Source organism: Rickettsia endosymbiont of Proechinophthirus fluctus (assembly GCF_001602635.1).
Classification (GTDB): Bacteria; Pseudomonadota; Alphaproteobacteria; order Rickettsiales; family Rickettsiaceae; genus Rickettsia; species Rickettsia rickettsii.
In genome coordinates, this window is sequence record NZ_LECS01000004.1 from 627,984 (window position 1) to 652,610 (window position 24,627).

Genomic DNA, 24,627 nt, shown 5'->3' on the forward strand with positions numbered 1-24,627 from the left:
GGCTTGACCACGGGGTCTTGTGTCACAGACTGTATTCTAAGATCCCGTGGTCACGCCACGGGATGACAGCTAAAGCGGCAAATTATCATGCTTCTTCCAAGGCAGTTCTACTTTTTTAGTACGCAGGAAATTTAACGCCTTACATATTCGCCATCTGGTATTTTGCGGTCTTATAATATCATCCAAATATCCCCTAGATGCCGCAACAAAAGGCGAAGTTACTACTTTCCTATATTCATCGATTTTTTGTTTTTTAGCTTCAGGATTTTTACATTCTTCTTTAAATATTATCTCGGCTGCTCCCTCTGCCCCCATAACAGCGATTTCCGAATTAAACCAAGCATAGTTTATATCACCTCTAAGATGCTTGGAGTTCATGACTATATAAGCACCTCCATAAGCCTTACGGGTAATTACAGTAATCTTCGGCACTGTAGCTTCCGCATAAGCGTATAACAGCTTAGCCCCGTGTTTAATAATACCGTCATGCTCTTGGGATGTACCAGGCAGAAATCCAGGCACATCAACAAGACTTACTATAGGAATATTGAAAGCATCACAAAATCTAACAAATCTTGCTGCTTTTCTTGAGGCGTTTATATCTAAACATCCTGCTAAATGCAAAGGCTGATTAGCCACAAATCCTACCGGATAACCTTCCATATAACCAAAGCCAATAATGATATTCTTAGCAAAATCAGGTTGTAGTTCAAAAAATTCTCCCTCATCAACGATACGCTCAACAAGCTCTTTCATATCATAAGGCTTATTAGGAGTGTTAGGTATTAACGTGCTAAGAGACATATCAACTCTATCGGCAGGATCAACAGTCGAACGAACAGGAAGAGGACTACGATTGGATGACGGAAGGAAATTAAAGAATTTACGAATTTCAAGCAATGCTTCTATATCATTGTTAAATGCAAGATCGGCAACGCCGCTTTTAGTGGTATGCATCCTAGCACCGCCGAGCTTTTCTTGGCTTACTTCTTCACCCGTAACGGTTTTTACTACATCGGGACCAGTTACGAACATATAAGAACTATTCTTAACCATAAATATAAAATCGGTTAAGGCAGGAGAATATACCGCACCACCTGCACAAGGGCCCATAACTAGGGTAATTTGAGGGATGACACCCGACGCTAAAACATTACGCTGAAATAATTCACCGTATCCGGCTAGAGCATCAACCCCTTCTTGAATTCTTGCTCCCCCTGAGTCATTAATACCGATTACGGGAGCACCGGTTTCTATAGCTTGATCGATAATATCACAGATTTTCTTAGCATGATATTCGCCGAGAGAACCGCCTAGTACGGTAAAATCTTGGCTATAAATAAATACCAACCTACCGTTTATCGTACCGTGTCCCGTTACAACGCCGTCACCTAAAAACTTTTTATCCTGCATCCCAAAATTATCGCATCTATGGGATACAAACATACCTGTTTCGGTAAAGCTATTCGGATCTAATAATACTTCTATGCGCTCTCGTGCAGTTAACTTACCTTTTTGATGTTGTGCGTTGATCCTAGCTTCACCGCCCCCTTGCCTTGCAATATTTCTTCTCGCATCCAATAACTCAGGAGAGATTATATTACTTTGATTCATAGATTATTTATAGTTTTATTTTCCAAAATATCTATAATATAATATAATAATGCTAATGTGAAAAGATAATTATTTATGTCATCTACCAACTATATCAAAGAAGTACCGAAAAAAGCCAAATCACCGGCTAAATTTGATAATTTATCAACTGCCTTAAAAAAGAATTTACAAAGAAGAAAGAAAGTTAAAACGAAAGATACTACAAGCCAAGCTTTATCTGCATTACAAACAATAGTCAAAAATTACACTGATTCTACGGACGAAAACATTTCTCTTATAGATGAATTAATAAAATCAAGATGCTTAGAAACAGAAAGTAAATAAGCACCACATTTGACATATTAATATAAATTGCTAATATTTAGGGAGTTTAGGTTTTGTTGCATAGCTCGCTTATGTCATTCCCGCATAGGCGGGAATCCAGGGTAAAGCGAGATAAATCGAGTTTTTAGTTTTAAAAGCTTACTGTATTTATATTTTTTAATCACTGGATTCCTGTTTTCACGGGAATGACATAAGAGTCACCCAATAAAATTGGCATTTAAAATATTTTATATCATGGACACAAACAAATTATATCTTTTCAAAGATAGACGATTTTTACCGAATTTTATAGTGCAGTTATGCGGTTGTCTTAATGATAATATATTAAAAAATGCTCTGGTAATCCTTATCACTTATGGTATTTCAGGAACTTTAAGTAAATATAATAATCTACTTGTTTTAATTGCTAATGCTACTTTTGTATTACCTTTTATAATATTCGCAAGCATAGCAGGACAAATTGCCGATAAATACGAGCGTGCAAATCTTATTAAAATTATTAAGATTTGTGAAATCGGTATAATTGCCTTTGCAATTTACGGATTTCATCATAATAATCTGTTAATCCTGTTTTGTTCTATTTGCTTAATGGGTATGCATTCTACTTTTTTCGGTCCAATCAAATATAGCGTATTACCTGATCACCTAAATAAAGACGAACTACTTGGAGCTAACGGCTTTGTTGAAGCCGGAACTTTTATCGGTATTTTTATCGGTACTATAATCGGCAGCTATTATACAATCAGCAATAATTTTATAATTTATTCCTTAATTACCATAGCTTTTCTTGGCTTTATTACAAGCCTTTTTTCCCCAAAATCTAAAAACGTAAATCGTGATATTAAAATAAATTTTAATATTATAGATGAAAGCATAAATATGATTAAATATGCCAAAGCAAAAAAACAGATATATTTAGCTATACTTGGTATTTCATGGTTTTGGTTTATCGGAGCTGCTATAATTTCTCAAATACCTTTACTTGCTAAGATAACTTTTAAAGCTGATGAGAATGTTGCTAATTTATTTTTAGCGGTTTTCTCGCTTGGCGTTGGGGTCGGTTCGTTTTTATGTAGCAAAATATTTGAAGATGAGATTACCGTTAAATATCTATTTATTTCAGCCCTAGGCATTAGTATTTTCGGTATTGATTTATTCTTTGCAAGTAGAATTAGCTCCGTTAACTACGAACCTACTCAGCTAAAAAGTATTTTAGTATTTTTATCGAAAAGACATAATTGGCGCATAGTTATAGATTTATTGTTCTTAGCGGCGATAGGCGGATTATATATCGTTCCGCTTTTTGCGATATTACAGCATTACGCAAACCCTGCTCATCGTAGTCGAATTATTGCCGTTAACAATCTTATCAATTCCATTTTCATGGTGGGATCCACAATAATTCTATCTTTATTATTTTACCTAAATTTCACTATACCCTGGATTATATTATTTATTAGCCTAGCTAATATAATCGTTACTATACATATTTACCGTTTAATACCTGAAGTTAAAATTATTCCATTTAAGCTATTGCGAAGAATATTCCAAATCTGTTTTGATCTTATGTATAAGGTTGAAGTTAAAGGATTTGAAAATTTTCAAAAAGCAGGTAAAAAAGTAGTAGTGGTCGCTAACCATATTTCATATCTAGATCCGCCGCTAATTGCTACTTACTTACGAGAAGAAATGACTTTTGCAATTAGTCCCGATATACAAAAAATATGGTGGATTAAACCGTTTTTACGTATGGCAAGAACTTTGCCGGTTGATCCAAGTAACCCAATGGCAATAAAGACTTTAGTAAAAGAGGTACAAAAGGATCAGAAAGTAGCAATTTTCCCTGAAGGTAGAATAAGCGTTACCGGCTCTTTAATGAAAATATACGAAGGACCGGGAATGATTGCCGATAAAGCCGGTGCTACCGTCTTACCGGTTAGAATAGACGGTACTCAATTTACTCATTTATCAAAATTAAAAAACATATTAAAAAGAAAAATATTTCCTAAAATTACTATAACCGTTTTACCGCCGGTAAAATTCGCTAATATGGATGCTACAAGCAATCAAGAACGACGCAGTTATATATCTAGGACTCTTTATGATATCATGGCTGACATGATGTTTGAAAGTTCAGACTATCAAAATACTGTATTCTCATCTCTTATAGAAGCTGCTAAAATTCATGGATTTAAGAAAAAAATAGTTGATGATTTTGAAAATAATGCGGTTACTTATCGAGATTTAATATTAAAATCTTTTATCCTAGGTGATTTAATCAAAAAGAATAATATCTTTGGCAGAAATTTAGGCTTAATGTTGCCTAATACCACGAATACGTTAATTACTTTTTACGCTATGCAATCTAGCGGTTATGTTCCTGCTATAATTAATTGGAGCAGCAGCATAAGTACTGTTATTAACTCCTGTAAACTTGCACAAATTAAAGTAGTTTACACTTCAAAACAATTTATTGAGAAAGCAAATTTACATGAATTAATAACTAACTTATTAGATTTCGGTATTAAAATAATATATTTAGAAGATTTTAAAAATCAGATTGGTACAGCCCTAAAACTAAAAGCAAAAATAGGAAGTTATTGTGCCCAAACTTATTACAATTATTTTTGTCGTAATCGTGATGACGAAAAACCGGCAGTGATAATTTTTACTTCGGGTACTGAAGGTGAACCTAAAGCTGTATTATTATCTCACAGAAATTTACAAACTAATAGATATCAAATAACTGCTAAAGTACCTTTTAGCCCTGAAGATATAGTATTTAATGCGCTACCGCTATTTCATTGTTTTGGTCTTAGTGGTGCAATTATTACAACTTTAAACGGTATTAAGCTGTTTCTATATCCTTCTCCACTAAATTATCGTAGCATTCCTGAAGTTATATACGATATTGGAGCAACTATATTAATTTCTACCGATACTTTTTTAAACGGTTATGCTAATTACGCTCACCCATATGATTTTTACTCATTACGCTATATATTTGCCGGTAGCGAGAAATTAAAAGAATCTACACGACAATTTTGGCTTAATAAGTATGGCATACGTATTTTTGAAGGATATGGGATTACAGAAGCCTCACCTATTATAGCTTGCAATACCCCTATGCATAATAAAGCAGGCACGGTAGGAAGATTATTACCGAAAATTGATTATAAGCTTGAGAAAGTAGAGGGAATAAATGAAGGAGGACGTTTATTCATTAAGGGTCCTAACATAATGCTTGGTTACTTAGACTTAGAAGGTCACCGTACTTATAAAGAATGGTACGACACAGGCGATATAGTCAAAATTGATTCTGAAGGATATATAACAACTCTAGGACGTTTAAAACACTTTGCTAAAATAGCAGGGGAAATGATATCTCTTACAAAAATTGAAGAACTTGCAAGCGAAATTGATCCTGATTCCTTGCACGCTGCTATTTCTATTCCCGATAAAACGCACGCAGACGAGATTATTTTACTTACTACCGGTTCCAATATAAATAGAGAGAACTTTGCAGATGCTGTATCTAAAGCTCAAATTCCTTTACTACATTTACCGAAAGTAATTATTACCGATTCAGAAATACCTCTACTTACAAACGGCAAAATTGATTATCTTGAGATTATGAAAAACGTGGATAGATTTAACGTCATTGCGAGCGACTGCAAGGAGCGTGGCAATCTCAGGAATCGTGCCTGAGATTTTTTTGTCGACGCCTATGACGTCTTCTCGCAATGACGGAAAAAAATTCCACACACAACAACGCTGGTCAAACCACAGGACGACATTTATTTTTTCTTTTGACTATAATAGCAACATTCAAAACTAATTTAAACCACTTACCTAATAACTCTTGATCCTCCATAATTTCAGGTAACACCTTCCAATATTATAGAGTTACAAGTTTACCTTTACTTTGATATACAAATGACTCAGAACCGAAAGATTGAAAATATTCATAAGTGCTTAGGTCTGACTTAAATGTAATTCATTGCTCTTAATAATTCCTATCATAACACCACCCTTATATATACCATATCCACCAAACATTACACGAACGACTACTGAACCATATGGTTCTAATAATTCTTGGACATATTCAGTAAACGCATTTTGGTTCATAATAATCGCTTTAAATACAACAAACCATAAATAAACGTACCTAATATAATAAACAATGGAGTTAAAGGTAAATCAAAGTAGAAAGAGCTAAATGCAGCACAAAAATTAATAAATAAAGATATAAGAATTGATATTATAATCATCTGGGAGGGACTATATGCTACAAACCGTGCAATCATTGCAGGAATAAGTAAAATAGCAGTTACCATAAGTACTCCGACAATCTTTATAGCAGAAAATACCGATAATGAGAGAAGAAGTAAAAATATTAGCTCAATAATATTAACCTTTAAGCCTTTTATGACGGCAATATCTCTATTGATAATGATAAGAAGAATTTGATTATAAAAATATACTATAAAGCCTATAATAGTTATGAGCACTATTGCAAGTATCATCAAATCATTAAAAGATACGGATAAAATATCCCCAAACAACAAATTCACTATATTATTCTGCAAAGAAGTAAAATAATTAATAACTAAAGCAACAGCTAGCATAAAGCTAGAAATCAAATTAATAACTGCGTTTTTTTCAGAATTATTTTTAAAAATAAACACAAAAAACGAAAAAAGAATTGCAACTATTATGCCTGAATATATTAATGGAACATGTGCTATAATACTTATACTAGCCACTAAAAAACTACTATGAGCAAGCCCGTCACCGAAATAAATATATCTCTTCCATAGGGCAATGCAGCCAAGTGGGGCAAATATGCAGCTAATTAAAATTAAGGCTAGTATTATTAAAGTCATCTGAGTATATTATATATGTTTGTTGTATGGCCTCTTGTTATCCCGTGCCTTGACCACGGGATCCACTAAAGTTCTTAGGCTGTACTTATGGAGTCCGTGGTTAAGCCATGGGATAACATTGGAAAGAATCATAGACTATGTCTTCAATCGATAAAAAAGAATTAGAAAAATTTGAGAAAATTTCTCATAATTGGTGGAATAAGGACGGAGAATTCGGTACCTTACACCGAATAAACCCTATTCGCCTTGAATATATAATAGAGAAAATAACTACGCATTACAATAGACACCTTTCCAAACTCGCTTATAGAGAGGAATTTGTAGGAAACATGCAGCACAGCACCGCAGCGTACGCTTTGGTACGTGAGGATGCGAGTATCGGATCGACGTATAAATTACCTCTAGAAGTAGAGTTTGAAAAGATGTCTAACGATATTTCTAAATTAGAAATATTAGACGTCGGTTGCGGTGGAGGGTTAATTGCAACGCCTTTAGCGGCTCAAGGTTTTAACGTTACAGCCATTGATGCACTGCAAAGTAATATTGAAACGGCAACTGCTTATGCTAAGGAAAACGGCGTAAAGATAAATTATTTACAATCTACTATAGAAGAATTAGCAAGTGACAAGCTATATGATGTGGTAATTTGTCTTGAGGTTATTGAACACGTAGAAAACGTACAGCAATTTATACTAAATTTGGTGAAGCATATTAAGCCAAACGGTATGGCAATAATTTCTACGATTAACCGTACTAAAAAAGCTTATATGCTTGGAATAATAGTTGCCGAATATATTTTAGGTTGGGTACCAAAAAACACTCATGATTATAGCAAATTCCTAAAACCGTTGGAAATTTACGAAATGCTTACGGATACCAAAATTGAAATTAAAGAGCTGAAAGGCTTGGTATATGATCTGGCTAAAAATGAGTGGAAATTAAGCGATGATATAGATGTAAATTATTTTATGTGTTTGGGGAGAAAGAGTATGTGTTATCCTAGCTAACTTGATCAGCCTTGTTGCATGAATACCGAATCGTCATTGCAAGCGACTGTAAGGAGCGTGATAATCCAGAAAAATAATAAAAAAATGCTAACTTTTAGCATTTTTTACTAGATTGCTTCGTCAATTGCTATGCACTTTCCTCGCAATGACGCAAAAACTGATCCATACAACACAGCCAACTTGATCGCGGGATCCAGTTAAACATACTAATAATGTTAGTATGTTTAATTGTTTTCTGGATACCGTGGCAAGCCACGGTATGACACAGTTCTTAGTATATATTTAAAAAAGATAATAAATGAATAATAATGTAATTACTAGATTTGCTCCGTCACCGACGGGGTTTTTACATATAGGTTCGGCAAGAACCGCCCTTTTTAATTATTTGTTCGCAAGGCATCATAACGGTAAGTTCTTGCTTCGCATTGAAGACACTGATAAAGAAAGATCAACTAAAGAAGCGGTAGAAGCTATATTCTCAGGTCTAAAATGGCTAGGGCTTGATTGGAACGGTGAGGTTATATTCCAGTCTAAACGTAATAATCTTTACAAAGAAGCTGCACTAAAATTACTGCAAAACGGTAAAGCATATTATTGTTTTACTCGCCAAGAAGAAATAGAAAGACAGCGACAACAAGCTTTAGAAAATAAACAGCATTTTATTTTTAATAGCGAGTGGCGTGACAAAGATCCATCTATCTATCCTACTGATATTAAGCCAGTAATACGTCTCAAAACTCCAAGAGAGGGTAGCATAACAATTCATGACACTCTACAAGGTGAGGTAGTAATTGAAAACTCTCATATAGACGATATGGTACTATTAAGAGCAGACGGCACTGCTACTTACATGCTAGCCGTTGTAGTAGACGATCATGATATGGGTATAACTCATATTATTAGAGGTAACGATCATTTAACCAATGCAGCAAGGCAACTCGCTATTTATCAGGCTTTCGGATATGCAGTACCGAGCATGACTCATATACCGTTAATTCATGGAGCAGACGGAGCAAAATTATCCAAAAGGCATGGAGCATTAGGCATTGAAACTTATAAGGATATGGGGTATTTACCGGAAAGTTTGTGCAATTATTTACTGCGTCTTGGATGGAGTCACGGCGATGATGAAATTATCTCAATGACTCAGGCTATAGACTGGTTTAATCTTGATTCACTCGGTAAATCACCTGCTAAGCTTGATTTTGCTAAGATGAATAGCCTTAATGCTCATTACTTAAGAATGCTTGACAATGATAGCTTAACTTCAAAAACTGTAGAGATATTGGAACAAAATTATAATAAACTTCTTCGGAAGCGCGCTTATAGGGAGGAATTTGGAGGAAACACGGAACGCAGTACCACAGCGTATATAGACATACGTGAGGATGCGAGTACCAAATTGACGTACAAATTACCCCTAGCAGTAGAGTTGCCGCAAAAGTTTAAGGTTAGTGAGCAGGAAATAGGCTATATCAAACAAGCAATGCCAAGCTTGTTAGTTAGAAGTGAAACATTACTAGAACTAACACACCTTGCTCAAATTTATCTAGTAGATTCGCCTATCATCTACAGCCAAGATTCAAAAGAAATTATAGAAAATTGCGATAAGAATTTAATCAAACAAATTATAGAAAACTTAAGCGAACTTGAGCAGTTTGATAAGGAATCCGTACAGAATAAATTTAAAGAAATAGCAGCAGCAAACGACTTAAAGCTGAATGACATTATGAAACCGGTAAGAGCTTTAATAACAGGTATGACTGCATCACCTAGCGTATTTGAGATTGCAGAAATTTTAGGAAAAGAAAATATTTTAAAAAGGTTAAAAATTATATGAAAGATTGTATAAAAAAAATTGCTTTTATTTTTAGTGGATTATTTATAATAACCGGCACTTTTGTTTTGTATAGCATAGAAAACGTCAACGCATCAACAGCACCAAAAAAGTATGGAGCTTGGACTTTAAATTGTACTCTTAATAATAAGAAAAAACAACTTTGCTTCTTATCACAACAAATTAATAATCTAGAGAAAGATAAAGAAAAGGAAATATTAGCCATTTATCACATAGGTTATTTCAATGGGGAACAAGAAAAACAGGAATTAAAAATAATAGAAATAGTCCCGTCCAATGTTCAAATTCCGGCAGGTACAGTTATTAATAGCGGTGACAAACGAATAGCAGCCGGAAAATACGTAAATTGTACAATAAACGGCTGTCAGGCTTTAGCTATTATTACAAAAGACGATCTAGACATGATTTTATCAAACGATAATTATATAGAACTAATTACCGCAGACGGCAAACAAGCTAAAATTTCATTTATAAAAGACGGCTTAAAGGAAGGCCTCAAAGTTTTAAGTAGAGAGTAACACAAGAATTTAAGCATTGTTGCTACGAGCAACTGAAAGGAGCGTGGCAATCTCAAGATTTTGGTCCGAGATTGCTTTGTCAAAATTTTTAATTTTTCCTTGCAATGACGACTTGGGTACCCGCACAACAAAGCTTTGAGTCGCTTAGCGCATAACCACTCGCTACTAAGTTTTTAAAGCTTAATTAAGCATCGTGATGATGGTGTCCATGTCCAAGCCCTTCACCGCCTAAACTTGCTTCATATTCAAGAACCCATGATTGATGAAATGCCATGCCGGTCAGCGACTATCCATCTCTCTAAAAGAACGCAAAATCGTGCTTCTCTTTCCAGCAGAAGTATTGAGTGATCAGTAGAAGCAGGTAATGGATGGCTCCAAAATGGTTTGTCTTGGCTTATATTTTCAAAAAATGTCTTAAGCTCACTAAAAGTTAGTCTTTGAGAAAAATCATTAGGATGATCAGTGATCGCATATGTATAATAACCACGTGTTTTATGTGCCATGGTATAATCTCAATGTACATCAAGCTTGTCACCGACTTTTACTTTATGAACATGATGGTACTTGCTTCTATCTCTCCAATCAAATGTTTTGTCAGATAAAAATTATCACATTTCTGCATTAGTATAATTAACAGAATCTCTCTCATCTTCTTTTCCAGCGCTAAGAAGATATCCCTCTTTATAATTTATACTAATTCAGTTAATAGTTATACTTACGAATAACTAAACACCAATTAAAGCAATAAACTTAATGAAGTTCTATTAATATTTCTAATTAATTTGCTATTTTTAGTAAATATTAAGAAAACCCAGCTTTAGTTGATATTAATAAGAAAAATTAAGCTTGTGGTGAGCTTCGCACTACCCTACCCTATTATTTTATCTTTTATCCTTTAGATTGCTTTTAGAACCTAATTTTTTAAGTTTTATATATAAAATTTAAATTATCTTATTTTAGTCTTTCTTAACTGTATAAATTATAAGATTTTTTTAAAATAAGAATAGTCATTTTCTAAAACCTTACTAATTTTAGTTAGCATAGTTTAACCAACCAAAAGCTAGAAACTGTTATTACTAATTTTTTAAATTAAACGAATATAGATTAACCTTGCCTATAACTACAACAAGAAATCTATTCTTAATAATTAAAGCGTAAAACCGCTTAAAACCTTTTGATCATCCTATATAAGGCTGTTAACAAAATAACTTTAATTGATAATTAAAGAGATTTTTACAGTAATAAATATCCCTATTGCAAAAAAACCTTATAATTTATAGTTAAAAAGAATTTAATGAGCTTTAAAATTATTTTGTTAACAGTCTCATAGGATAAATACCAAAGGTTGAGCTATTATAATTAATTAAAAAATATTTGCAGTCATTTATTGAAATAATTACAAGAAATTCTATACTTTATTTTTTTAGGAAGAGTGTGATTAAAGAGTTTATTTTCAAATTAAGCAAAGAACCGCTTTAAAACCCATTTGTTGCATAAATCAGTTGTGTCCTACTGCGACTTTTAATAATGTGTTGTACAGCACGTTGTTAAAATCGTCATTGCGGAGCAGGCATTGCCTGCGTGGACTAGTTTCTCAATTGTCATCCTGCAAGCTTGTAGCAAGATCCAGTTTAAAATGCTAATATTATTAGTATTTTTTCTGGATACCATGGTTAAGCCATGATATGACATTGAACAGGTTTTGCGGTCCACGCAACAATGCCTCCTTACAATGAGGGGAACGAGCAATACAACAAAACGGGTTTATTAGCTCTATTGCATAACCTATCTTATAAGAAGATATAGACTTAGAAATCCATACCGCCCATACCGCCCATACCGCCACGCATTGGCATTGGCTCTGCCTTATCAGAAGGTTCATCAACAATTAAAGTTTCCGTGGTAATAATTAACGAAGCAACGGAAGCAGCATCTTGAAGTGCAGTACGCACTACTTTAGCCGGATCAATAATTCCTGCTTTAATCATATCGACATATTGCATATCTTGAGCATTAAAGCCATAATTTTTATCCTTATATTCTAGTAATTTACCAACTACTACGCCACCGTTTTCACCGGCATTTTCAACAATCTGTTTTAACGGATCCTTTAAAGCTTCTATTACTATTTCAATACCTGCTTGTTGATCCTTATTCTCTACTTTAAGCTTTGTTAAAGGTTGTAATGCATGAAGTAATGTTACACCGCCACCAGCAACAACTCCTTCCTCAACTGCTGCTCTTGTAGCAGCAAGTGCATCTTCAACACGATCTTTACGCTCTTTTACTTCAACTTCCGTAGCACCGCCAACCTTTAATACAGCAACACCGCCAGAAAGTTTAGCTAAACGCTCTTGCAGTTTTTCTTTATCATAATCAGAAGTAGTTTCAGCTATTTGAGATTTAATTTGTAATACTCTATCTTCAATATTTTTCTTATCACCGTTACCGTCAACAATTACAGTATTTTCTTTAGAAATTGTTACTCTTTTTGCTGTCCCTAGACTCTTAATACTCACATTTTCAAGCTTCATACCTAAATCTTCAGTAATAAGCTCACCTTTAGTTAGGATAGCAATATCTTCCATCATTGCTTTTCTTCTATCGCCAAAACCGGGAGCTTTTACTGCCGCAACTTTTAAACCACCACGTAATCTATTGACTACAAGCGTTGCAAGAGCTTCGCCCTCAACATCCTCAGCAATAATTAATAGCGGACGTTGTGATTGTACTACAGCCTCAAGTATAGGTAACATCGGTTGTAAATTTGATAATTTTTTCTCAAATAGTAAGATGAAAGGATTTTCAAGCTCAGCAACCATTTTCTCGGAATTTGTTACAAAATACGGTGATAGATAACCTCTATCAAACATCATACCTTTAACTACTTCAACATCGAAGCTAAAATTCTTTGCTTCTTCAACAGTTATCACGCCTTCTTTACCGACTTCCTCCATTGCCTTAGCAATTTTCTCACCGATTTCCTTATCACCGTTTGAAGAGATAGTACCGACTTGTGCGATTTCCTCTTGGCTATTGATTTTTTTACTGGATTTTTTAATTTCTTCTACTACTGCGTTTACCGCTAAATCCATACCACGCTTTAAATCCATAGGATTATAACCGGCAGCTACTAGCTTATTACCCTCACGAGCCAAAGCTCTAGCAAGTACCGTAGCTGTAGTAGTACCATCACCGGCTACTTCTGCAGCTTTTGTAGCAGCTGATTTTAATAGCTGAGCTCCCGCATTTCTAATTTTATCTTTTAACTCGATCGATTTTGCAACCGTCACACCATCTTTTGTAATTTTCGGTGAACCGAATGATTGCTCTATAAGTACATTTCTGCCTTTTGGACCTAAAGTAACTTTTACTGCATCTGCAAGTATATCAATGCCTTCTAACATTTGCTCACGAGCTTTTGAGCCGTGTTTAATAAGTTTTGTTGCCATATTTAATTTCTCCTTAAAAACAAATAATTAATTAATTAATAATACCAAATACGTCGCTTTCTTTCATAACGATCAGTTTTGTGCCTTTAATTTCAATTTCGGTGCCTGCCCATTTACCGTATAAAACTTTATCGCCTACTTTTAGCTCTAAAGGATGAATTTCGCCTTTTTGATTACGAATACCATTACCTACGGCTACTATTTCACCTTGCATCGGCTTTTCTTTTACAGTATCCGGAATAATAATTCCACCTTTAGTTTTTTCTTCTTGTTCGATAGGCTTTATTGCAATTCTATCATGTAATGGTTTAAAAGACATTTTAACCTCCAATTATTAAATCTTTAAATGTACATACTATATATATTTTATTTTTGTTAGTTCAAGGGGCAAGAATAAATTTTTTTTATTAGAGGTCTATTCTTTCTCAAAATCCTCTAAACTAGTGCCGTGTTTAGTTTTACTCCATTTCAAATTCAAAGGACAGAAAATTATTTCAAATACTGCTTTATATGAAGCTACAGTATGTAATATAAAATAACTAGCCCATAAGCTCAAAGCTACTATATCCTGAAATTTTACTTTTCCGCTTTTTAAAGAATTTTTTAATATATACAGAGCTATACCATATAGATATAAAAGCGAAAAAATACCATTAATAAGCCATAAATAATTAATTATAGAATTTTTATTTATAACAATAAAAAATATTATAAAGGGTAAACTCCAAAAATTATAAGTAGATAAGGAACACATAAATTGTTATTACTTGCAATAAAGTAAACTTTTGGCATTTATCTTTTTGTGCTTTAAATACCAAAAATGTTTGCAAAAAGCCTTGAATCCAATGTGATCTTTGATTTAGCCAATTACCTAAACTATTCGGAACCTCTTCTAGAGTATAGGAATCACGAATAGCTACTTTATAGTTCTGTGAGTAAATTCTTATATCAAGCTCGGCATCTTCTGTTACATTATAAGAATCCCATCCGCCAAACTTATTTAATATATCCGTTTTAAAATGATTACTAGTACCCCCAAGAGGTGTAGGAAGTTTTAGCAAACTTAATCCTTTCAAGATATATTCAAACCATAAACTATATTCTATATTAAACATTTTTGAGAATAGGTTAAAATATTCGCATTTTTATTATAAAAATTAAGCTTAACTTGAAGACAAGCATATTCTAGAGGTAAGTTTTTAAACATTGCTAGAGCTTTAAGTAGCTGTTCAGGTTTATCTTCAGCATCATATACTACTAGATACTCGCCACGTAAATATTCTAGAGCATAATTAAGGGCTTTCGGCTTTTAGTTCTTGGTAGACTTTTCAGAACAGATATAACATGAAAATAAGACGGTAAATTATATAACACTATTTCTTTAATCATTAGATAATCGTCATCTTCGATAATAATTTTAACGCCTAGCTTATCTTTTGGATAATTAATTAATGAAATATTTTTCATTATTGACCTTAACTTACTTAATTCTATAACGGTACTAAAACTGTATAAACCGGTAAAGCTTTCTCCTCATTGTAAAAAATTTGTGATTCCACCGAATGATTTTTAGTACTACTTGTTTTGTGAAGCGATTCCACCTCTGTCATCCCGCGACTTGATCGCGGGATCTAGTTAAAAATAATAATATTAGTATTTTTAATTATTTTCTGGATACCGTAGTCAAACCACGGTATGACACCGAATACGCTTTTCAATCCATACAACCCTTACCGAAGGCGATTCTCTTACTGCCCTTATACATAACAGAGATTTTAAAATATTTTGCAAACAATAGCCTATATTATTAACAACATGAAATAAAACCAGCAGATAAATCAATGTGGCTATAAACATGACGAAAAATATTATTATTTTATTGGTATAATTAATTTCTTAGCAATAATTGGTCCGACTTTAAATTCAAGAGCATATTTTGCTTTGATACTAGTTAAATAGGCGAAATTTTTTTCTAATAATTTATAAAAAAAATATTTCTTGATCAGCATTATAGATCTAAAAATATTATTATTACTAAACAATATTTTTAGATCATTTATAGCAGTTATTGTATTACTATGAACATCGTCATATATACACTAACCATTCACTACATAGGCTTATATATAAGAATAATTATAAATTTTAATATAAGAAATATTGCTTATTAGCAGCAATATTCTATTTTCATATAATATATCAATCATTATCTCATTATCGATAATTGCTTCTTCGATCATAGCTTTTAAACTATTAGCTTGTTTTTACCTAATAAATTTTTATCTCTGATTATCTGTAATATTATATTTTCATTTATACATCTAACCATGCTGAAAAATTTATACCTGATATTTTATATTTCTTAATTTGAAAGACTGCGATCCCAAAAATGACCGATTTGAGTAGTTAACAAGTTTCTATTCTCTTTACCACAATTAATTATCTTTGCAATTCCTAACTGCTCATAAACTGAACTATCATATACATAGCCGTAATTTTCCGAGTATGGTATTTTGTAAAACTTGTAAGCATTATGCCGTTTTTAAATTTAATCCCTTCACAAATAGAAAAATTATAATACATCTTCTGAGAACCAATATTAATTGAATGTCCAAAGCTAAAGATATTTTGATTAAAAATAATAACAGGGCGGATATTTTTAGACATTCCCATTAGTAAAGATATCTCGCCTAAAAAATCTTCTTTAAGTTTTTTACTCTTACTCATTAAAATTTTAGGCTGAGCCGCAATAACAAAATCTTTATCTTCAAATAGCTTCAATTTATAGTAAATAGAAGCATCCATGCTTATGTTTTTTTCATTCAAAAATTTATCTTCTTTGTACAAAAAATGTATTCCAATATTTTGATTATCGGTAATACCGTATTCTACAGTACTACTTACAAACTGCTCATATTGATCAGAGGATAATTCTACTAATAAGGCATAATAGACAATAATATAATCTTAATACCATAGCCGCTTAAATTTAAAAAATATACTATAATAGCAATTATAAATTGAGTAAAGAGCTAGGTTAAAAAATTTTTAATTGAAGTAGTATATGGCATATTGTAGTAATGATTGTATAACTTAAAATTCATTCAAAGAGGGAAATATGAACGATCCAAAATATAGAACTATTACTTTTACCGAAGAAAGTAGAACAGCAAATATTAATATATCCCCCAATAAAATAACAATTGGCGCTAATCAGCGTGTTACGTTTGAAAGCCTAGGTAATGTTGCGGAATTAATCTTAGGACTACATCGTACTGTTAAAGTAACAGATCTTAATCATAAGGTATTTATAAATAATACCAATCGAGATAAGATAATTATATTATCAGGTAAACATATTGCTTTTCATGATAATCCATACGCTTAATAAATACGTTCTTCTCGTGGAAGATTGGTTGCGTGGATACATGCACCGTCATTGCGAGGAGCAAAGCGATGCAGCAATCCAGAGCAATAATAAAAAAATGCTATAAATATAGCATTTTTTGCAATGACGGGAACACTGATCCACTTAGCAACTTTCTAAGACCCAAGCAGTACCTGATTTTGTAGTTTAAATAATTCCGCAGCTCCGCCTTTAGCAAGTTTTAACATTGCTAAAAACTGCTCTTCGGAAAAAGGATTTTTCTCTGCCGTGCCTTGTACTTCGATTAAATTACCGTTACCTGCAAACACAAAATTACTATCCACGTCCGCATCACTATCTTCTAAATAATCCAAATCTAGTATCACCTCACCTTTATATATACCGCAAGAAATAGCTGCAATTTGACTAATTAACGGGTTCACTTTTAAAACTCTCTTTTTCATCAAGGACCTAATAGCTAGGTGCAATGCTACGTAGCTCCCTGTTATTGCTGCAGTTCTAGTACCGCCGTCAGCATTAATAACATCACAATCTATGATAATTTGCCTCTCGCCGAGTTTCCTCACATCAATTACACATCGCATCGCCCTACCTATTAAACGCTGTATCTCTTGCGTTCTTCCGCCTTGTTGCCCAAGTGCTGCTTCTCTTTTAATACGCTGTGATGTAGAACCGGGAAGCATACCGTACTCGGCAGTAATCCAGCCTTGATTTTGTCCCCTCAAGAATGGCGGTACGGTAGTTTCACAAGTAGCACTACACATGACATGTGTATTACCGATTTTAATAAGACATGAACCTTCCGCATTAATAAGCGGGGATAATTCTAATGAAATAGGACGTAATTGGTTGCTTTTTCTTCCTGACTGTCTCATAATACAATTTGTACTCCATAAATAAAAATAAATAGTAAAGTTTAATTTGGAAAAGAGTAAGCCGTTTCATATTTTTTGACCGCAGCATACATACTAGTACGTGAGGATAAAAAAATACGAAACAACGACACCAATTTTTCAAATTAAACGAGTATACCATTGAAAAAATTTTTATTATATCTATATATACCTCAAAAAAGAAATAAATATAAAGTAAATAATATGATAGACGATAATATAGAAAATAATGAACAAACAATAAATGATATTGCTGAAGAGATAGTTGAAACAGCAAATCCGGAGGTAACAGCGTTAAAAGCCGAGATTGAAGAGCTAAAAGATAAGCTAATAAGAACTACTGCTGAAATAGACAATACAAGAAAGCGTTTAGAAAAAGCACGTGACGAAGCAAAAGATTATGCAATTGCTACATTTGCTAAAGAACTACTAAATGTTAGTGATAATCTTTCAAGAGCATTAGCACATAAACCGGCAAATTCTGATGTAGAAGTCACAAATATTATTGCAGGCGTTCAGATGACTAAAGACGAGCTAGACAAAGTCTTTCATAAACATCATATTGAAGAAATAAAGCCGGAAATAGGATCAATGTTTGACTATAATTTACATAATGCAATTGCACAGATAGAACATCCTGATCATGCACCGAATAGTATTATTACTTTAATGCAATCAGGATATAAAATTAGAGATAGACTACTTCGTCCTGCTACCGTACAAGTAGTTAAAAAACCTTAATGCTCAATCAACTTCAAAAATTGGCATCGTCGTTTTACAAGACACGTATTAAGTATACGCTGTGACTTTCGCCTTGTGAACTCCTAGCTCTTTTTGAAGTTGATCTTCGTATAGAAAATGAGGCAAATAATAATGAATAGAACCGTTATATTTTGGCTAGTTTTTTTAGGGCTTTTTATCAGCGGTTTTATGCTAATTTCAGATGCAATAAAACCATTTTTTATCGCATTTATAATATCTTACTTATTACAACCTGCTATAGGTTTTATCGCATCAAAATTTAAAATATCAAATAAATTTGCATCAAGCATAATTTATCTGATATTTTTGAGCATATTTTTCTTAAGCTTAACTATTTTAGTGCCGATAATTTATGGACAAATTTTTACTTTTATAAATAATATTCCAAAATATAACAATTATTTACAGGCAGAAATATTACCGCCTATAATGGTAAAAATTTATTCTATAGAGCCTGATATTGCTGATAAAATCAAAAATTCTTTAAGCAATTTTATAAATAGTATATTTACTATACTTGGCAGTATTGCTAATAATTTTTGGCGTTATACTATTATCACTATTAACATATTTGTTTTATTTTTACTTATACCTATAATATTATTCTATTTCCTACGTGATTGGGCTAAAATTATTGCAAACATGAAATCATTATTACCTATAAAAACCCGACCGAAAATCCTTGAAATATTATCGGCAATTAATAATCTGTTATCTGCTTACATAAGAGGACAGCTAAATATTTGCTTATTATTATCTACTTATTATAGTATTGCATTTACTGTAATAGGTATTGATCTCGCTCTTTTACTTGGCATTTTAACAGGATTTTTAGTTATTATTCCTTTCCTTGGTACTTTTATATCATTTCTTTTAACTCTAATTATCGGCTATTTAACGTTTGGTGTAACTACTAAATTACTATATATAATGATAATTTATCTAGTTGGAAATATTTGCGAGTCTTATATTTTTACCCCTAAAATTATTGGTGATAAAATAGGGTTACATCCTCTTTGGATTATATTCTCAATTTTTGCCTGCGGCAGTTTATTTGGAATTATTGGAATATTTTTTGCTATACCGATTGCAGGGATTACAAAAATTTTACTTTTGAATCTAATTAAATTTTATAAATCTAGCAAATTCTATCAAATAGACGACTAAAAAATTCTTATAACAGTGCAGCAATATATATTTCGTTTTACTACTTCTAGTAAATATCATCCTGATGAATTTATTGTTTCTAGTTCTAACGATCAAGCTTATAATATTATAAAAAATTGGCAGTGCGGCTTTGGCGTTAACCCTTATAAATTTACTTTATTAATTAAAGGACCTTCTTCGTCAGGCAAAACTTATTTAACCAAAATATGGCAAAATTTAAGCAATGCCTATATTATTAAAGATATTTTTTTTAATGAAGAAATTTCAGAAAAATATAATGCTTTCATAATTGAAGATATTGAAAACTGGCAAGAGCCGACATTACTTCATATATTTAATATTATTAACGAAAAACAAAAATATCTTTTACTTACCGCATCTGATAAAAGCAGAAATTTTACTTTACCCGATTTATCTTCACGTATTAAATCAGTACTTAGTATTCTATTAAACTCACCTGACGATGAATTAATCAAAATTCTAATATTTAAGCATTTTGCTATTTCTTCGATAACAATATCCCGACAAATAATAGATTTTCTTTTAGTAAATTTGCCTAGGGAATATTCGAAAATTATAGAAATATTAGACAATATTAACTATTTTGCTTTAATTTCCAAAAGAAAAATAACAACTTCATTAGTCAAAGAAGTTTTAAATAAGTATAATCATAAAACATTGTAACTTTTGCCTTGAATTTATAGACTTGAAATCTTCTCAATATAACCTTTCTATAAATTAACTTTTTAGAAAAAATTGTGTTGGGATACGAAAAAAAACAAAAAAGTTTAAACAAAGAACAAAAACGAGCTATAGGCATAGGCTTACTATCTATAGGTACTTTTTGAGAATATTTTGATCTTATGCTATATGTTCATATGGAGTACTAATTGATGAGCTTTTCTTTCCGCAATATGATACTCACGTTAATCGACTTCTTGCAGTTTTTTCTTTTTGTTCTACTTTTATTTTTAGACCCTTAGGAGCTTTATTATTTGGCTGATAATATAGGTCGGAAATCCACAGTCATTATTACCACTATTTTAATGTCATTTTCTTGCATCGTTATGGTTAATCTTCCTACTTATGCCTCAGTAGGTGCTAGTGCCGCCTGCATAGTAACAATATGCCGTATAGTGCAAGGTATGTCATCCATGGGAGCAAGAGTAGGAGCAGAATTATATTTAACGGAATCTGTTGGAGTTCTTAAACGCTTTCCTGCTGTAGCATTTGTAGGGGTGTGTGCTAGCTTAGGATTAACTGTGGCCCTTGGCGTAGAAACCTGAGTTACATCCTATGACTTTAATGAGCGTATTGCATTTTGGGTAGGTACAGGAATTGCATTAATAGGTAGTGCTGCTAGGACTACTTTGCAAGAAACACCGAATTTTGTTGATGCTAAGTGTAGAATACAAGAAACGATAAAAGATAGTAATATAATTGATGTAGCAAAGATAACAAATAATCCTGTATGGCAGGAAAAAGTTAATAAGAAGACTGCAATTGATTATTTTTTAATACAAATTTCTATAGTAGAATTTTTTGTAGCACTAGCACTTACGTGTTTATGCTATAAATGCAATTAGTAATATTTTTAACTTTTCTTCTATCTAGTCCATTAATATTAGATAATATAATGCAAGGTTAGCAAATTCTCTTAATTCCACTAATTGTAGTGACTTTTTCTCCAAGTGAATCCCCGGCAATTCCAATATTTTATAAAAGTTTTCCGGTTTTAAAACGATTTACCTATGCTAGCTTTATATATGCTTATTCAAGAGCTATGTATGTAATTAGTTCTTTTGGGCTTGTTTATTTAACAGAACGTTTTAATAATTTAGGATTGTTGATGATAGTAATTCCTATTATTATAGGGTATAGCCTCGGTATATCACCTTTTAAAAACTAGGAGTTGAAATAGGAAATTATTATTAAATATAAAAGGTGAAATGCGGCTTGCACCTTTTATATAAATTAGTTATATACTTTATCTTCTTCAGCTAATTCGGTTTTAATTCTTTCAAGCAGAGCAAAAACCTTACAATATTCTTCAAGCTTTGCGTTTATTTTTTGCAGCTCATCTAAAGTACTACTAAAATCTTCTTGAATTAAATAGGTTTCTACAATTTGATTCTGCTCTAATGTTTTAAGCATAATATCTTGTAACAATTTATTATAGTGATTTTCTAACTTAGGTGTATTTGACATAATGATTAATAAATAACTTTGTATTTTAATTAAAATATGAATTTTTTAATAATACAATCACTTTTAGTTAGTTTATGTTATTATTTATCTCTCTTTGCTCTATTAACACTAATTCATGATAAAGATTTACCTTAAATTTGCATTTTAAGTAATTTAATTATAGATAACTATTAACAAATTTTAATAATTATCTATAATGCACTCTAAAACAAATTAAAGGCATACAAATGGAGCGAATAGAATGGCAAGACCTATAAAAAGAAAAGAAATATGCCACACTCACTAGAAAAGGATTTAGATATTGTAAAGGCATCATCTAATAATATAGATACAGCACCTAAAAAACAACCTCCAATATTTAGAAGTATGAGATATAGAAATTATACAAAGGCGTAACTTGGAACGTATAATTTCTCAAGAAACAGTAAAAAGTAAAGATGATTTATATATAATAGAGCAAGAACGGATACAGCAATTAATGAGTAGAGGCACACATGCCTTAACAACCCATGAACAACACCCTAATACTAATTTATAAAAGTGAGTATAAAGCACAAAATAACTCAAGAACATCCAGTATTATAAATAGTATTAAGACCTCAAAATGGGGTAATATAAAGAAAATAAGCAACGTAACAGGAAAGATTCTTTTTAATAAAACCACAGCTAGCGTACTCGGATTAATAGCAAGTAGTATTATGCTGGAAACTATAGCACCTGCCACAGCTCCATTTATGTTTGTATCAGCTGCTGCCATGGCAACATCTATAGTAGCTAAAGCCATAATAGAATGTAGTACATACTCGCAAGATACGTCTTCTTACACAAGAAAATAAATTATTAGAAAAACATCGTGATGATTTGAGTAAACAACAAGCTCTTCTAAAAATTGATCCCAAGTTAAAAGATATTTTAAAAGATGATTTATATATACATAACGAGCAGCAACAAACGAAAGACAAAAGTAATAAAGGTACTAAATCATTATTTATAGCATCGGTTATAACAAATGTAATAAATAATATAGTAAACGTGGCGGGGATATCAGCAGCTATAGTCGGTAATAATGTAGCACAAATAATTTCATCAATAAATATAGGATTACAATCATTAAAAGGTTCTAAAGATTCGGTCAATCAGATCCAAGATAGGATAAAGTTAATTAAGGAGCTAAACCATAATATTAATCAAGAAACACAAAAAGCAGATATAGGTAATTATAAAAATATACAAGCATTAGCAGAGATAGGATATAAACACACTATTCAAACTGTAGCATTAAACGCATTACTACAAGATAAGAATTACTTTAGATTTACCGATCAAGAAAAACAACAGCGATTTAATCAGCTTAGTGCAGAAATAACATCACAAAATATAATAGTAGATATACTAAAAGATATAGATAGGACACATAGTCCTTTCTATAAACAACCGAAACAAATAACTACTCATAAAAGCGTGTTAACAAAAACAGTTGAAAATACAAATACTAACGATCATAAGGAATACAAAACGATACAGTAAAAAAAGAAATTAGAACTAAGCGGTACAGAAAATATAGTAAATAGAATTGGGAAACAATTAATTAATAATACTATTTCTAATAAAAATACAGGTACGCCAAATAATTATATAAAAAGAATTGAAAAAAAAGATTTAGGGTTAATAAGGTAAAATAGGAAATCATCAATAGACTTCTTAGCAAAATTTCCTATTGACTTTTATATAAAACAGTATAATTTTTTTACAATTTAACTTTTGTAAAGAAATTATACTCGGCTATGAGAAAGAACAAAGAAGCTTAACACATAAGCAAAAAGAAGCAATAGGACTATTTTATCTATTGGTATATTTCTTGAGTATTGTGACCTAATGCTTTACGTCCATATGGTAATACTTTTAAATGATTTATTTTTTCCTAAGTATGATCCTTTTGTTAATTCACTTCTTAATGCTTTTGCATTTTGTTCTACTGTCGTTTTGAGACCGGTAGGGGCTATATAATATTTGGTTGGATTGGTGACAATATAGGCAGAAAAGTAACTGTTATTATCACCACAGCTATTATGGCAATTACTATTACAGCGACTCTTGCTCCTTACTCAGAAATAGGTATAGCTGCTACTATAGTTATAACATTATGTAGAGTTGCTCAAGGGATCTAATCAATGGGCGAGATTATGGGGACTCAAATTTACTTAACCGAAATCACAAAATCTCCTACTCAATATTCAAGCGTGGCTATGATTATCACAGCATCTACTGTAGGAGGCGTTGCAGCACTCGGTATAGTATCTATAGCTACCAGCTATAGTTTTAGTTGGCGTATAGCCTTTTGGATGGGAACAGTTATTGCCGTGATTGGACTAACTGTACGAACTACTTTATAGGAAACTCCTGTATTTGCATATGCAAAACACCAACTTCAAGAAAGCTTAACTGATGCTATTGAAAAAGGAGATATAAATATTAAAAAACCATTTTCTGCTACAAGAAAAGGTCAATAAAAAAACCTGTTTGGCTTATTTTTTAATTGAATGTTGC

Annotated in this window: 28 protein-coding genes and 1 pseudogene; 17 read left to right on the forward strand and 12 right to left on the reverse strand. The window is 32.1% G+C overall.

From position 1 onward, the window contains the following. Window positions 1-69: 69 nt before the first annotated feature. Window positions 70-1,614, reverse strand: coding sequence for an acyl-CoA carboxylase subunit beta (locus tag BG75_RS05195; protein ID WP_062811676.1), 1,545 nt, complete (start codon window positions 1,612-1,614; stop codon window positions 70-72). A gap of 75 nt (window positions 1,615-1,689) precedes the next feature. Between BG75_RS05195 and BG75_RS05200 the strand changes: the two genes are divergently transcribed. Then, window positions 1,690-1,938 (forward strand): hypothetical protein, encoded by a 249-nt coding sequence (locus BG75_RS05200; protein WP_062811677.1) that lies wholly within the window; start codon window positions 1,690-1,692, stop codon window positions 1,936-1,938. Window positions 1,939-2,172: 234 nt separating this feature from the next. Next, window positions 2,173-5,646: an acyl-[ACP]--phospholipid O-acyltransferase gene (locus tag BG75_RS05205; protein WP_062811678.1), complete on the forward strand. Its 3,474-nt coding sequence runs from the start codon at window positions 2,173-2,175 to the stop codon at window positions 5,644-5,646. Window positions 5,647-5,913: 267 nt separating this feature from the next. Here the strand turns inward: BG75_RS05205 and BG75_RS05210 are convergent, their stop codons facing one another. Both BG75_RS05210 and BG75_RS05215 read right to left on the reverse strand, forming a co-directional pair. Further along, window positions 5,914-6,069, reverse strand: coding sequence for a TfoX/Sxy family protein (locus BG75_RS05210; RefSeq protein WP_252903672.1), 156 nt, complete (start codon window positions 6,067-6,069; stop codon window positions 5,914-5,916). After that, on the reverse strand, window positions 6,066-6,827 hold the full coding sequence (locus tag BG75_RS05215) for a metal ABC transporter permease (protein ID WP_004997884.1): 762 nt from the start codon (window positions 6,825-6,827) through the stop codon (window positions 6,066-6,068). Before BG75_RS05215 ends, BG75_RS05210 begins: the two co-directional genes overlap by 4 nt. A gap of 137 nt (window positions 6,828-6,964) precedes the next feature. Between BG75_RS05215 and ubiG the strand changes: the two genes are divergently transcribed. The 3 genes from ubiG (at window position 6,965) to BG75_RS05230 (ending at window position 10,210) form a co-directional block, all read left to right on the forward strand. Then, entirely contained in the window at window positions 6,965-7,834 is an 870-nt protein-coding gene (gene ubiG, locus BG75_RS05220) for a bifunctional 2-polyprenyl-6-hydroxyphenol methylase/3-demethylubiquinol 3-O-methyltransferase UbiG (RefSeq protein WP_062811679.1), read from the forward strand. 298 nt (window positions 7,835-8,132) lie between these two features. Beyond that, window positions 8,133-9,674, forward strand: coding sequence for a glutamate--tRNA ligase (gene gltX / locus BG75_RS05225; RefSeq protein WP_062811680.1), 1,542 nt, complete (start codon window positions 8,133-8,135; stop codon window positions 9,672-9,674). Beyond that, window positions 9,671-10,210, forward strand: a complete 540-nt coding sequence (locus BG75_RS05230; protein ID WP_062811681.1) for an invasion associated locus B family protein — start codon at window positions 9,671-9,673, stop codon at window positions 10,208-10,210. Before gltX ends, BG75_RS05230 begins: the two co-directional genes overlap by 4 nt. Window positions 10,211-12,018: 1,808 nt before the next feature. Here the strand turns inward: BG75_RS05230 and groL are convergent. The 7 genes and pseudogenes from groL to BG75_RS05265 form a co-directional block, all read right to left on the reverse strand. Beyond that, entirely contained in the window at window positions 12,019-13,662 is a 1,644-nt protein-coding gene (gene groL / locus BG75_RS05240; RefSeq protein WP_062811683.1) for a chaperonin GroEL, read from the reverse strand. 31 nt (window positions 13,663-13,693) lie between these two features. Continuing rightward, the gene (locus BG75_RS05245) at window positions 13,694-13,981 is read right to left on the reverse strand and encodes a co-chaperone GroES (RefSeq protein ID WP_062811684.1); all 288 of its coding nucleotides are present in this window, start codon (window positions 13,979-13,981) and stop codon (window positions 13,694-13,696) included. A gap of 96 nt (window positions 13,982-14,077) precedes the next feature. After that, a complete protein-coding gene (locus BG75_RS10040; RefSeq protein WP_252903673.1) occupies window positions 14,078-14,416 on the reverse strand; it encodes a hypothetical protein in 339 nt (112 codons plus the stop codon). Continuing rightward, on the reverse strand, window positions 14,394-14,777 hold the full coding sequence (locus BG75_RS10045; RefSeq protein ID WP_410525720.1) for a glycosyltransferase family 2 protein: 384 nt from the start codon (window positions 14,775-14,777) through the stop codon (window positions 14,394-14,396). Before BG75_RS10045 ends, BG75_RS10040 begins: the two co-directional genes overlap by 23 nt. Before the next feature lie 166 nt (window positions 14,778-14,943). Further along, complete coding sequence (locus tag BG75_RS10050) at window positions 14,944-15,129, reverse strand: hypothetical protein (RefSeq protein ID WP_156468979.1); 186 nt, start codon at window positions 15,127-15,129, stop codon at window positions 14,944-14,946. A gap of 404 nt (window positions 15,130-15,533) precedes the next feature. Next, on the reverse strand, window positions 15,534-15,704 hold the full coding sequence (locus tag BG75_RS10055) for a hypothetical protein (RefSeq protein WP_252903675.1): 171 nt from the start codon (window positions 15,702-15,704) through the stop codon (window positions 15,534-15,536). Between the two features lie 320 nt (window positions 15,705-16,024). Next, window positions 16,025-16,509, reverse strand: a pseudogene (locus BG75_RS05265) (hypothetical protein). A gap of 271 nt (window positions 16,510-16,780) precedes the next feature. On the opposite strand from BG75_RS05265, the gene BG75_RS05270 reads away from it, so the two are divergent. Beyond that, window positions 16,781-17,050 (forward strand): hypothetical protein, encoded by a 270-nt coding sequence (locus BG75_RS05270; protein WP_062811685.1) that lies wholly within the window; start codon window positions 16,781-16,783, stop codon window positions 17,048-17,050. Between the two features lie 155 nt (window positions 17,051-17,205). Here the strand turns inward: BG75_RS05270 and rph are convergent, their stop codons facing one another. Then, window positions 17,206-17,925: a ribonuclease PH gene (gene rph, locus BG75_RS05275; RefSeq protein WP_012151123.1), complete on the reverse strand. Its 720-nt coding sequence runs from the start codon at window positions 17,923-17,925 to the stop codon at window positions 17,206-17,208. Between the two features lie 222 nt (window positions 17,926-18,147). Here rph and grpE point away from each other — a divergent pair, with 222 nt between their 5' ends. The 6 genes from grpE (at window position 18,148) to BG75_RS05305 (ending at window position 21,781) form a co-directional block, all read left to right on the forward strand. Further along, entirely contained in the window at window positions 18,148-18,684 is a 537-nt protein-coding gene (gene grpE, locus BG75_RS05280; RefSeq protein WP_010977570.1) for a nucleotide exchange factor GrpE, read from the forward strand. 132 nt (window positions 18,685-18,816) lie between these two features. Further along, a complete protein-coding gene (locus BG75_RS05285) occupies window positions 18,817-19,872 on the forward strand; it encodes an AI-2E family transporter (protein ID WP_062811686.1) in 1,056 nt (351 codons plus the stop codon). Between the two features lie 15 nt (window positions 19,873-19,887). Beyond that, window positions 19,888-20,556, forward strand: a complete 669-nt coding sequence (locus BG75_RS05290; protein WP_062811687.1) for an HdaA/DnaA family protein — start codon at window positions 19,888-19,890, stop codon at window positions 20,554-20,556. 311 nt (window positions 20,557-20,867) lie between these two features. Beyond that, entirely contained in the window at window positions 20,868-21,158 is a 291-nt protein-coding gene (locus tag BG75_RS05295) for a hypothetical protein (protein ID WP_062811688.1), read from the forward strand. A gap of 84 nt (window positions 21,159-21,242) precedes the next feature. Continuing rightward, window positions 21,243-21,458, forward strand: coding sequence for an MFS sugar transporter (locus BG75_RS05300; RefSeq protein WP_252903677.1), 216 nt, complete (start codon window positions 21,243-21,245; stop codon window positions 21,456-21,458). An 89-nt stretch (window positions 21,459-21,547) separates the two neighbouring features. Next, window positions 21,548-21,781, forward strand: a complete 234-nt coding sequence (locus tag BG75_RS05305; protein WP_062811689.1) for a hypothetical protein — start codon at window positions 21,548-21,550, stop codon at window positions 21,779-21,781. Window positions 21,782-21,846: 65 nt separating this feature from the next. On the opposite strand, the gene BG75_RS05310 is transcribed toward BG75_RS05305, so the two are convergent. Next, a complete protein-coding gene (locus BG75_RS05310; protein ID WP_004997847.1) occupies window positions 21,847-22,080 on the reverse strand; it encodes a hypothetical protein in 234 nt (77 codons plus the stop codon). 397 nt (window positions 22,081-22,477) lie between these two features. Here BG75_RS05310 and BG75_RS10060 point away from each other — a divergent pair, with 397 nt between their 5' ends. From BG75_RS10060 to BG75_RS10700, 5 genes are all read left to right on the forward strand, one after another. After that, the gene (locus BG75_RS10060; RefSeq protein ID WP_156468980.1) at window positions 22,478-22,618 is read left to right on the forward strand and encodes a hypothetical protein; all 141 of its coding nucleotides are present in this window, start codon (window positions 22,478-22,480) and stop codon (window positions 22,616-22,618) included. Continuing rightward, window positions 22,590-22,916, forward strand: a complete 327-nt coding sequence (locus BG75_RS10065) for a hypothetical protein (RefSeq protein ID WP_196242464.1) — start codon at window positions 22,590-22,592, stop codon at window positions 22,914-22,916. The genes BG75_RS10060 and BG75_RS10065 overlap by 29 nt, the downstream gene beginning before the upstream one ends. A 25-nt stretch (window positions 22,917-22,941) precedes the next feature. Then, a complete protein-coding gene (locus BG75_RS10070; protein WP_252903678.1) occupies window positions 22,942-23,607 on the forward strand; it encodes a hypothetical protein in 666 nt (221 codons plus the stop codon). Window positions 23,608-24,047: 440 nt separating this feature from the next. After that, complete coding sequence (locus tag BG75_RS10695; protein WP_156468981.1) at window positions 24,048-24,248, forward strand: hypothetical protein; 201 nt, start codon at window positions 24,048-24,050, stop codon at window positions 24,246-24,248. Window positions 24,249-24,251: 3 nt separating this feature from the next. Beyond that, window positions 24,252-24,473 carry a hypothetical protein gene (locus BG75_RS10700; RefSeq protein ID WP_062811690.1) on the forward strand — a complete coding sequence of 74 codons (222 nt, stop codon included), beginning with the start codon at window positions 24,252-24,254 and terminating at the stop codon, window positions 24,471-24,473. Window positions 24,474-24,627: the final 154 nt, after the last annotated feature.